1 protein-coding gene (cut by a window edge) is annotated in these 12,628 nt (G+C 74.4%); it reads left to right on the forward strand.

The window, feature by feature from the left end:
- A protein-coding gene (locus ACIHCX_RS19580; RefSeq protein ID WP_400031006.1) for a type I polyketide synthase crosses the window boundary here: on the forward strand, positions 1 to 12,628 show its beginning. 15,944 nt of this gene lie beyond the right edge of the window; only the first 12,628 of its 28,572 coding nucleotides appear in the window; its start codon is at positions 1 to 3; its stop codon lies beyond the right edge, outside the window.

Raw genomic sequence — 12,628 nt, forward strand, 5'->3', positions numbered from 1 at the left:
GTGTACGGCCGTCGGCCGTCGGGATGGGTTGAGATGGACAACGAACAGAAGCTCCGGGATTACCTCAAGCTTGCGACGGCCGATCTCCGACGTACGCGGCGGCGCGTGAGCGAGCTGGAGTCGGCGGCCCAGGAACCGATCGCCATCGTCGGCATGACCTGCCGCTACCCCGGAGGCGTCAACAGCCCCGAGGACCTGTGGCGGATGGTGGAGGCCGGCGAGAACGGCGTCACCCCGTTCCCCACCGACCGCGGCTGGGACCTGGAGGCGCTCGCCTCCTCGCCGACCTCCCGGGGCGGATTCCTCCACGACGCGCCCGAGTTCGACGCGGACTTCTTCGGCATCTCGCCGCGCGAGGCGGTCGCCATGGACCCGCAGCAGCGGGTCGTCCTGGAGTCCGCGTGGGAGGCGTTCGAACGCGCCGGCATCGACCCCACCTCCGTCAAGGGCAGCCGTACCGGCGTCTTCATCGGCGCCATGGCCCAGGACTACCGGGTCGGCCCCGCCGACGGCGCCGAGGGCTTCCAGCTCACCGGCAACACCGGCAGCGTGCTGTCCGGCCGCATCTCGTACACCTTCGGCACGGTCGGTCCCGCCGTCACCGTCGACACCGCCTGCTCCTCCTCCCTGGTCGCCCTCCACCTCGCCACCCAGGCGCTGCGCGCGGGTGAGTGCACCCTCGCCCTCGCGGGCGGCGTCACCGTCATGTCCGGCCCCGGCACCTTCATCGAGATGGGCCGCCAGGGCGGACTGTCCGTCGACGGCCGCTGCCGCTCCTTCGGCGACACCGCCGACGGCACCGGCTGGGCCGAGGGCGTCGGCATCCTCGTCCTGGAGCGCCTGTCCGACGCGATCCGGGGCGGCCGCGAGATCCTCGCCGTCGTCCGCGGCACCGCCGTCAACCAGGACGGCGCCTCCAACGGGCTCACCGCCCCCAACGGCCCGTCGCAGCAGGCCGTCATCGAGCAGGCCCTCGTCAACGCCCGGCTCTCCGCGGGCGATATCGATGTCGTCGAGGCGCACGGCACCGGCACCACCCTCGGCGACCCCGTCGAGGCGCAGGCGCTGCTCGCCACCTACGGTCAGCAGCGCGACGAGGACAAGCCGCTGCTGCTCGGCTCGGTGAAGTCCAACATCAGCCACACCCAGGCCGCCGCCGGTGTCGCCGGTGTCATCAAGATGGTCATGGCGATGCGGCACGGTGTGCTGCCCCGCACCCTCCTCGCCGACGAGCCGACCCGCCACGTCGACTGGTCCCAGGGCGCCGTCCGCGTCCTCACCGAGAACACCGAATGGCCCGCCACCGGCGCCCCCCGCCGCGCGGCCGTCTCCTCCTTCGGCATCAGCGGCACCAACGCCCACACCATCGTCGAGCAGGCCCCCGAGCCGGAGCCCGCCGACCCCGAGGACGACGCCCCGAGCACCCCGGCCGCCGTCACCGGCGTGCTGCCCGTGCTGCTCTCCGGCCGGAGCCCCGAGGTGCTGCGCGCCCAGGCCGCCGCCCTGCTCACCACCCTCGGCACCGGCACCCCGCCCGCCCCGGCGGACCTCGCCTACTCGCTCGCCACCAGCCGCACCGCGTTCGAGCACCGAGCCGTCCTGCTCGCCGCCAACCTGCCCGAGCTGACCGAGCGGCTGACCGCGATCGCCGAGGGCACCGATCCGGCCGTCCTGGTTGGCACTGTCACCGGCACCGCGAGATCCGAAACCCGCCTCGCCGTCCTGTTCACCGGGCAGGGCGCCCAGCGTCTCGGTGCCGGCCGTGAACTCGCCGCCCGCTTCCCGGTGTTCGCCGCCGCCTTGGACGCCGCCCTCGACGCCTTCACCCCCCACCTCGAGGTGCCGCTGCGCGAGGTGCTGTGGGGCGAGGACGCCGAGCGCCTGGACCGCACCGAGTACGCACAGCCCGCGCTGTTCGCCGTCGAGGTCGCCCTCTACCGTCTGCTGGAGTCCTTCGAGGTCAAGCCGGACCACCTGGCCGGCCACTCGGTGGGCGAGATCGCCGCCGCGCATGTCGCCGGAGTGTTCTCCCTCGACGACGCGGCCACCCTGGTCGCCGCCCGCGGCCGTCTCATGCAGGCGCTGCCCGAGGGCGGCGCCATGGTCGCCGTGCAGGCGAGCGAGGACGAGGTCGCCCCGCTGCTCGCCGGCCACGAGGACCTGGTGTCCCTCGCCGCCGTCAACGGCCCCTCCGCCGTCGTCCTCTCCGGGGACGAGACCACCGTCACCGAGCTGGCGGCCCGCCTGGCCGCCGACGGACGCAAGACGAGCCGGCTGCGTGTCTCGCACGCCTTCCACTCGCCGCTGATGGCGCCGATGCTCGACGAGTTCCGGAGCGTCGTCGAGGGCCTCACCCTGCACAGCCCGCTGCTGTCCGTCGTCTCCGACGTCACCGGAGAGCCGGCCACCGTCGCCCAGCTCACCTCCCCCGACTACTGGGTCGACCATGTCCGTCAGGCCGTCCGCTTCGCCGACGGCATCGACTGGCTCGCCCGGCACGATGTCACCGCCTTCCTCGAACTCGGCCCCGACAGCGTGCTGTCCGCCCTGGCGCAGAACTGCCTGGACGCCGCAGGATCCGACGCCCTCACCGTGCCCGCACTGCGCGAGGGCCGCCCCGAGGACCACACCTTCACCGCCGCGCTCGCCGCGCTGCACACCCAGGGCACCCCGCTGCAGTGGGACGCCTGCTTCACCGGCACCGGAGCCCGCCGCACCGACCTGCCGACGTACACCTTCCAGCGCCGCCGCTACTGGCCGCGCGCCGTCCAGGGCGGCGCCGCCGACCTGCGCTCCGTCGGACTCGGCGCCGCCCACCATCCGCTGCTGTCCGCCGCGGTCTCCCTCGCCGACTCCGAGGGCGCCCTGCTGACCGGCCGGATCTCCCTGCTCAGCCACCCGTGGCTCGCCGACCACACCGTCCGCGGCGCCACCCTGCTCCCCGGCACCGCCTTCCTGGAGCTGGCCGTCCGCGCCGGCGACGAGGTCGGCTGCGACCGCGTCGACGAACTGACCCTGGCCGCACCGCTCGTCCTGCCCGAGCAGGGCGGCGTCCAGGTGCAGCTGTGGATCGGCAACCCGGACGCGTCCGGCCGCCGCAGCGTCACCGTCTACGGACGCCCCGACGCCGACGAGGACGCCCCCTGGACGTCCCACGCCACCGGTGTGCTCTCCGCCTCCCGCACCACCACCAGCGACTTCGACGCCACCGTCTGGCCCCCGGCCGACGCCGAGACCCTCCCCGTGGACGGCCTCTACGACCGGCTCGCCGACGGCGGCTTCGGCTACGGCCCGCTCTTCCAGGGCCTGCGGGCCGCCTGGCGCCGCGGCGACGAGGTGTTCGCCGAGGTCGTGCTCCCCGAGTCCGGCCACACCGACGCCGAGTCCTTCGGTCTGCACCCCGCGCTCCTCGACTCCGCCCTGCACGCGGCGTCGTTCGTCGACCTCGACGAGCGCGCCGCCGGCGGACTGCCCTTCTCCTGGGAGGGCGTCAGCCTGCACGCGAGCGGTGCCACCACCCTGCGGGTGCGCCTGGCCCCGGCCGCCGGTGACTCCGTCGCGATCGCCGTCGCCGACGACTCCGGACAGCTCGTCCTGTCCGCCGACTCGCTGATCCTGCGCGCCGTCGCGGCCCGCGAGATCGACGCCGCCGCCGCGCTGGTCCGCGACGCGCTGTTCCGCCTCGACTGGGTGCCCGTCACGGCCGTCGCCGCCTCCGGTATCGCCGCGGCACTGGTCGGCGAGGACCCCTTCGGCCTGTCTGCCCTGCCCCAGTTCGGCGACCTCACCGTCCACCCGGATCTCACGGCTCTGGCCGCCGCCGACGGCGCCGTCCCGGACACCGTGCTGCTGCCGCTCACCGGCACCGGACCGGACGCCGACCCGGTCACCGCCGCACACCGCGCCGCCACCGAGGCCCTCGCCGCCGTCCAGACCTGGCTCGAGCAGGACGAGCGGTTCGCCGCGTCCCGGCTCGCCCTGATCACCCGGGGCGCGACCACCGGCCACGACCCGGCCGCCGCCGCGGTCTGGGGCCTGGTGCGCTCCGCGCAGTCCGAGAACCCCGGCCGCTTCCTCCTCGTCGACCTCGACGCCGAGCAGGACACCCCCGCCCTCCCGGCTGCCGCGCTCACCTCCGAGGAGCCGCAGCTCGCCGTGCGCGGCGAGGAGCTCCGCGCCGCCCGTCTGGTCCGTCGCCCTGCCCCTGCCACCGACGCGGTGTCCGCGTTCGGTGGGGAGGGTGCGGTGTTGGTGACGGGTGGTACCGGTGGTCTGGGTGCGGTGGTGGCGCGTCATCTGGTGGCCGAGTACGGGGTGCGTGAGCTGGTTCTGGTCAGTCGTCGTGGTGGTGCGGCCGCGGGTGCGGCCGAACTGGTCGCGGAGCTGGCGGAGTCGGGTGCGCGGGCCACGGTCGTGGCCTGCGACGTGACCGACCGTGCGGCGGTGGCCGAGCTGGTGGCCGCGCATCCGGTGTCGGCGGTGGTGCACTCCGCCGGTGTCCTGGACGACGGCATGGTCGGCACGCTGACCCCCGAACGCCTCACCACGGTGCTCCGTCCCAAGGTGGACGCGGCCTGGAACCTCCATGAGGCCACCCGCGACCTGGACCTGAAGGCCTTTGTGCTGTTCTCGTCGGTCGCCGGCGTCCTGGGCAGCCCCGGTCAGGCCAACTACGCCGCAGGCAACGCCTTCCTGGACGCCCTCGCGGCCCACCGCCGGGCCGCGGGCCTGCCGGGTCTGTCGCTGGCCTGGGGCCCCTGGGAGCAGACCGGCGGCATGACCGGCGGCATCTCCGAGGACGACCTGCGCCGCATGGCCCGCGCCGGAACCCCGGCCCTCACCGTCGAGCAGGGCCTCGCCCTCCTCGACGCCGCCCTCGACGGCGACGACGCCGCCCTCGCCCCCGTCCGCCTGGACCTCTCCGTCCTGCGGGCCCAGGGCGAAGCGCCGCCGCTGCTGCGCTCCCTGATCCGCGGCCGCTCCCGCCGTGCCGCCGTCGCCGGGTCCGCCACCGCCGGCGGGCTCGCCCAGCGCCTGGCCCGACTGGACGCCGAGAGCCGCGACGAACTGGTCCTGGACCTCGTCCGCGGCCAGGTCGCCCTCGTCCTCGGTCACGCCACCGGCGCCGAGATCGACGCCGGCCGCGCCTTCCGTGAGCTGGGCTTCGACTCCCTCACCGCGGTCGAGCTGCGCAACCGCCTGAACACGGTCACCGGACTGCGCCTGCCCGCCACCCTGGTCTTCGACTACCCGACGGTCAGCCACCTCGCCTCCTATGTCCTGGACGAGCTCCTCGGCACCGAGGTCGAGGCGGAGGTCGTGCAGCGCGGCACGGCGGCCGTGGCGGACGACCCGATCGTGATCGTCGGCATGGCCTGCCGCTACCCGGGCGGGGTCACCTCGCCGGAGGACCTGTGGCGCCTGGTCACCGAGGGCACGGACGCCGTCTCCGGCTTCCCGGTCAACCGTGGCTGGGACGTGGAGAACCTCTACCACCCGGACCCCGACCACCCCGGCACCGCCTACACGCGCTCCGGTGGCTTCCTGCACGAGGCGGGGGAGTTCGACCCCGGCTTCTTCGGGATGAGCCCGCGTGAGGCGCTGGCGACGGACTCGCAGCAGCGTCTGCTGCTCGAGTCGTCGTGGGAGGCGATCGAGCGGGCCGGTATCGATCCGGTCGGTCTGCGTGGCAGTGCGACCGGTGTGTTCGCCGGTGTGATGTACAGCGACTACAGCGCGATGCTGGGAAGCCCCGAGTTCGAGGGCTTCCAGGGCAGCGGCAGCTCTCCGAGTCTCGCCTCGGGCCGAGTCTCCTACACGCTGGGCCTGGAGGGTCCGGCGGTCACGGTGGACACCGCGTGCTCCTCGTCGCTGGTGGCGATGCACTGGGCGATGCAGGCCCTGCGCTCGGGTGAGATCTCGCTCGCCCTGGCCGGCGGTGTGACCGTGATGTCCACACCCGCCGTGTTCGTGGACTTCGCGCGGCAGCGCGGTCTGTCGCCCGACGGCCGGTGCAAGGCGTTCTCGGACTCGGCCGATGGTGTGGGCTGGTCCGAGGGTGTCGGCATGCTGGTCCTGGAGCGCCAGTCCGACGCCATCCGCAACGGCCACCAGATCCTCGCGGTCGTCCGCGGTTCGGCCGTCAACCAGGACGGTGCCTCCAACGGCCTGACGGCTCCGAACGGTCCGTCCCAGCAGCGGGTCATCCGCCAGGCGCTCGCCAGCGGCGGGCTCTCGGCGAGCGATGTGGATGTCGTCGAGGCGCACGGCACCGGTACGACGCTTGGTGACCCGATCGAGGCGCAGGCGCTCCTGGCGACCTACGGCCGGGACCGTGACCCGGAGCAGCCGCTGCTGCTGGGTTCGGTGAAGTCGAACATCGGTCACACGCAGGCCGCGGCGGGTGTTGCCGGTGTGATCAAGATGGTCATGGCGATGCGCCACGGTGTGCTCCCGCAGACCCTGCACGTCGATGCCCCGTCCTCGCACGTCGACTGGACCGAAGGCGCGGTCGAGCTGCTCACCGAGCAGACCGCCTGGCCCGAGACCGGCCGTCCGCGTCGCGCCGCCGTGTCCTCCTTCGGCATCAGCGGCACCAATGTCCACACCGTCCTGGAGCAGGCGCCGGGCACCACCGTGCCCGCCCCGGCCGCCCCCGAGCGCACCGTCGGCGCCGTCCCGCTGCTGCTGTCCGGCCGCACCCGCGACGCCCTGCGCGCCCAGGCCGCCCGTCTGCTCACCCACCTCCGGAACCACCCCGAGCCGTCCCTCGCCGACCTCGGCCACTCCCTGGCCACCACCCGCTCCCGCTTCGAGCGCCGCGCCGCGGTGATCGCGCAGGACCGCGACGGACTGCTCGCCTCCCTCGGCGCCCTCGCCGCCGGCCGTCCCGACCCGGCCGTCGTCGAGGGTGAGGCCGCCGGGCGTGCCCGGGTCGCCGTGATGTTCTCCGGCCAGGGCAGCCAGCGCGCCGCCATGGGCCGCGAACTGTACGAGACCCAGCCCCGGTTCGCCGCCGCGTTCGACGAGGTGTGCGCCGCCCTCGACCCGCTGCTCGACCGGCCGCTGCGCGAGGTCGTGTTCGCCGCCGAGGGCAGCGAAGAGGCCGCGCTGCTCGACCGCACCGGCTGGACCCAGCCCGCGCTGTTCGCCGTCGAGGTCGCCCTCTACCGCCTCGTGGAGAGCTGGGGCGTCCGCGCCGACTCCGTCACCGGTCACTCCATCGGTGAGATCGCCGCCGCGCACATCGCCGGGGTGTTCACCCTCCAGGACGCCGCCCGCCTGGTCGCCGCCCGCGCCACCCTGATGGAGGCGCTGCCGTCCGGCGGCGCCATGATCGCCGTCCAGGCCACCGAGGACGAGGTCGCCCCGCTGCTCGGCGAGGGCCTGTCCGTCGCCGCCGTCAACGGCCCGACTTCCGTGGTCGTATCCGGCGACGAGGACGCCGCCGTGGAGCTCGCCGCCGAGTTCTCCGGGCGAGGGCGCCGCACCAAGCGTCTACGGGTGAGCCATGCCTTCCACTCGCCGCACATGGACGCCATGCTCGACGCGTTCCGCACGGTCGCCGAGACGCTGTCCTACGCCGCCCCCCGCATCCCGCTGGTCTCCGACCTGACGGGCCGCAGGGCCGACGACGCCGAGGTGCGCACCGGCGACTACTGGGTGCGCCATGTCCGCGAGGCCGTACGGTTCGCCGACTGCGTCCGCACCCTGCGCGACGCCGGCGCCACCCTCTTCCTCGAACTCGGCCCCGACGGACTGCTGACCGCCATGGCCGAGGACACCCTCGGCGACGAGCGTTACGATCACAACACTGCACTTGTCCCGCTGCTGCGCGCCGACCGCCCCGAGGAGAGCGCCGCCGCCACCGCCGCAGCCCGCCTCCAGATGCACGGCGTCGACCTCGACTGGACCGCGTACCTGGCCGGCACCGGCGCCCGCCGCGTCGACCTGCCGACCTATGCCTTCCAGCACGCCCACTACTGGCCGCAGCTGCCCTCCGCCGCGCCCTCCTCGGCCGGCGACCCGGCCGACCAGAAGCTGTGGGCCGCCGTCGAGCGCGGCGACGCCGCCGAACTCGCCGCCGTCCTCGGCCTCGACGAGGACAGCCTCACCCCGCTGGACTCCCTGCTGCCCGCGCTCAGCTCCTGGCGCCGCGGCAACCAGGAGAAGGCGCTCCTCGACACGCTGCGCTACCGCGTCGAGTGGACCCGGCTGAGCAAGCCCGCCGCACCCGTCCTCGACGGCACCTGGCTGCTCGTCTCCTCCGACGCCACCGCCGACGACGAGACCGAGCTGCTCGACGGCCTGGCCGAGGCGCTCGGCGCGCACGGTGCCCGGGTCCGCCGCCTCGTCCTGGACGCCGACTGCGCCGACCGGGCCGTGCTCGGCGCCCGCCTCGCCGACACCGAGAACGCCGACACCACCGCCACCACCGCTCAGGTGCTGTCCGTGCTGCCGCTCGACGAGCGTCCCACCGACGGCCCCGCCGGCTTCACCCAGGGCCTCGCCCTGACCATCGCCCTCGTCCAGGCCTTCGCCGACACCGGCGCCCGCGGCCGGCTGTGGACCGCCACCCGCGGCGCCGTCTCCACCGGACCCGCCGACCCGGTCACCCACCCCGCCCAGGCCACCGCCTGGGGCATGGGCCGCGGTGTCGCCCTGGAGCACCCCCGCCTGTGGGGCGGCCTCGTCGACCTCCCGGCCGACTTCGACCGCGGTGCCGGACAGCGCCTCGCCGAGGTCCTCGCGGTCAAGGACGCCCCCGACGGCGAGGACCAGGTCGCCCTGCGCGCCACCGGTGTGCACGGCCGCCGCCTGGTCCGCCACATCGTCGACGAGCTGCCCTCCGCCGACCAGTTCACCGCCTCCGGAAGCGTCCTGATCACCGGCGGTACCGGCGGCCTCGGCGCCGAGACCGCCCGCTGGCTGGCCCGCTCCGGCGCCGCCCATCTGGTTCTCACCAGCCGCCGTGGCCCCGACGCTCCCGGCGCCGCCGAACTCCGCGCCGAACTCGAGCAGTCGGGCGCAAGCGTCTCGATCGTGGCCTGCGACGTCGCCGACCGTGACGCCCTCGCCGCCGTCCTCGACGGACTGCCCGCCGACCAGCCCCTCACCGGTGTGGTGCACACCGCGGGCGTCGGCCACTACGGCCCGCTGGACGCGCTGACGCCCGCCGAGTTCGCCGGCCTCACCGCCGCCAAGCTGGCCGGCGCCGCCCACCTCGACGACCTCCTCGGCGACCGCGAACTGGACTTCTTCATCCTGTTCGGCTCCATCGCCGGCGTCTGGGGCAGCGGCGACCAGAGCGCCTACGGCGCCGCCAACGCCTACCTCGACGCCCTCGCCCTGGCCCGCCGCGCCCGCGGCCTCGCCGCGACCTCCATCGCCTGGGGTCCCTGGGGCGGCACCGGTATGGCCGCCGACGACGCCGTCTCCGGCACCCTGCGACGCCAGGGCCTCGGCCTGCTAGACCCCGCGCCCGCCCTCACCGAGATGCGCCGCGCCGTGGTCCGCCAGGACGTCACCGTCACCGTCGCGGACGTCGACTGGACCCGCTACGCCCCGCTGTTCACCTCCGCCCGGCCCAGCGCCCTCATCGGCGACCTGCCCGAGGTCCGCGCGCTGGCCGCCGAGAACACCCCCGCCGACACCGGCGACGCCTCCGAGATCGTCCAGCGGGTCCGCTCGCTGTCGGAGCCGGAGCAACTGCGCCTGCTCACCGACCTGGTGCGCACCGAGGCCGCGACCGTGCTCGGTCACTCCTCCGCCGGCGCCGTACCGGAGGACCGTGCCTTCCGCGAGATCGGCTTCGACTCGCTGACCGCCGTCGAACTGCGCAAGCACCTCGGCGCCGCCACCGGCCTCTCGCTGCCGAGCACCATGGTGTTCGACTACCCGACCCCGCTGGAGCTGGCCCAGTACCTGCGGGCCGAGATGGTCGGCTCCGTCCTGGAGGTCGCGGGCCCCGTCGCCACCGGCGGTACCGACGACGAACCCATCGCCATCATCGGCATGAGCTGCCGCTACCCCGGCGGAGTCAGCTCCCCCGAGCAGCTGTGGGACCTGGTGCTCTCCGGCACCGACGCGATCACCGACTTCCCGGTCAACCGCGGCTGGAACACCGCCGGGCTCTACGACCCCGACCCCGACCACCCCGGCACCACCTACTCCACGCAGGGCGGCTTCCTGCACGAGGCCGACGAGTTCGACCCCATGTTCTTCGGCATCTCGCCCCGCGAGGCGCTGGTCATGGACCCGCAGCAGCGGCTCCTCCTGGAGACCACCTGGGAGGCCTTCGAACGCGCCGGACTCACCCCCGACACCCTCCGGGGCAGCCTGACCGGCACCTTCATCGGCTCCAGCTACCAGGAGTACGGGATGGGCGCCGGCGACGGCGCCGAGGGCCACCTGGTCACCGGCACCAGCCCCAGCGTGCTCTCCGGCCGCCTCGCCTATGTCTTCGGCCTGGAGGGCCCGGCGGTCACCGTCGACACCGCCTGCTCGTCCTCGCTGGTCGCCCTGCACCTGGCCTGCCAGGCGCTGCGCAACGGCGAGAGCAACCTCGCGGTCGCGGGCGGCGCCACCGTCATGACCACCCCCAACGCGTTCGTGGCGTTCAGCCGGCAGCGCGCCCTCGCGCAGGACGGCCGGTGCAAGGCGTTCTCCGAGAGCGCCGACGGCATGACCCTCGCCGAAGGTGTCGGCATCGTCCTCGTCGAGCGGCTGTCCGACGCCCGCCGCAACGGCCACCCGGTGCTCGCCGTGATCCGCGGCTCCGCCATCAACCAGGACGGCGCCTCCAACGGCCTCAGCGCCCCCAACGGCCCCTCCCAGCAGCGCGTCATCCGCCAGGCCCTGGCCAACGCCCGGGTCGCCCCCGGCGAGATCGACCTCCTGGAGGCCCACGGCACCGGCACCCCGCTCGGCGACCCCATCGAGGCGCAGGCCCTGTTCGCCACCTACGGCCGCACCCGTACCCCCGAGACCGCGCTGCTGCTCGGCTCGGTGAAGTCGAACATCGGGCACTCCCAGTCCGCCGCCGGTGTCGCGAGCATCATCAAGATGGTCATGGCGCTGCGCCACGGGGTGATGCCCCAGACCCTGCACGCCGACGAGCCCTCCAGCCACGTCGACTGGAGCCCGGGCACCGTACGGCTGCTCGGCGAGAACACCGACTGGCCGCAGACGGGCCGTCCGCGCCGGGCCGCGGTGTCCTCGTTCGGCATCAGCGGTACCAACGCCCACGTCATCCTGGAGCAGGAGACCGAGGCGCCCGCCGCCGAGGACGAGCGGCTCGCCCCGGCGCCCGTGCCGGTCGCCGCGGGTGTGGTGCCGTGGCTGCTGTCCGCCCGTGGCGCCGCCGCGCTGCGCGAGCAGGCCGACCGCCTCCTCACTCACCTAGCGCCGCGTCAGGCGACGTTCGCCCCGTCGCGACGCCCAGCACGCACTCTCGCCGCACCGGGCGAAACCCCAAGTACGTCCAGTACGAGGGCTTCCGCCCGGCACGCCGAGAGCACGCACCGGACGCCACTCCTTCACGGGCAAACGTCACCAGACGCGGCGCTCGTGACCGCCGACCCGGCGGCCCGCCCGATCGACATCGGTCTGTCCCTCGCCACCTCCCGCGCGCTCTTCGAGCACCGCGCCGTGGTCGTGCCGCCCGCGGGCACCGACCCGCTGGAGGCGCTGCGCGCCGTCGCCGCCGACGGGCCCTCGGGCGTCGTCGCCCGCGGTGTCGCGGACGTCGCGGGCCGCACCGTCTTCGTCTTCCCCGGCCAGGGCTCCCAGTGGGCAGGGATGGGCGCCCAACTCCTCGACGAGTCGCCGGTGTTCGCCGAGCGGATCGCCGAATGCGCCGCCGCCCTCGCCGAGTTCACCGACTGGAACCTCCTCGACGTCCTGCGGGGCGCCGAGGGCGCCCCGACGCTGGAGCGCGTCGACGTCGTCCAGCCCGCCTCGTTCGCCGTGATGGTGTCCCTGGCCGCCGTGTGGCGGGCTCAGGGTGTCGAGCCCGACGCGGTGGTCGGCCACTCGCAGGGCGAGATCGCCGCCGCGGTGGTCTCCGGCGCCCTGTCGCTGCGCGACGGCGCCCGGGTCGTGGCGCTGCGCAGCCAGGCCATCGGCCGCAGCCTCGCCGGGCGCGGCGGCATGATGTCGGTGGCGCTTCCGGTCGCCGAGGTGGAGGCCCGTCTGGAGGCGTTCGAGGGACGGGTGTCCGTCGCCGCCGAGAACGGCCCCCGCTCCTCCGTCGTCGCGGGCGAGCCGGAGGCCCTGGACGAACTGCACGCACAGCTCACCGCCGAGGAGATCCGGGCCCGCCGGGTCGCCGTGGACTACGCCTCGCACTCCCCCCATGTCGAGGACCTGCACGACGAGATCCTCGAACTGCTGGCCGAGGTCGCGCCGCGGACGTCCGAGATCCCGTTCTTCTCGACCGTCACCGGCGACTGGCTCGACACCACCGTCATGGACGCCGGCTACTGGTACCGCAGCCTGCGCGGACGGGTGCTGTTCGCGGACGCCGTCCGCGACCTGATCGCCGCCGACCACCGTGCCTTCATCGAGGTCAGCTCCCACCCCGTGCTCGCCATGTCCGTCCAGGACATGATCGACGACGCCGGAGTGG

The sequence above is a fragment of the Streptomyces sp. NPDC052043 genome (genome assembly GCF_044548235.1).
Taxonomy (GTDB): Bacteria; Actinomycetota; Actinomycetes; order Streptomycetales; family Streptomycetaceae; genus Streptomyces.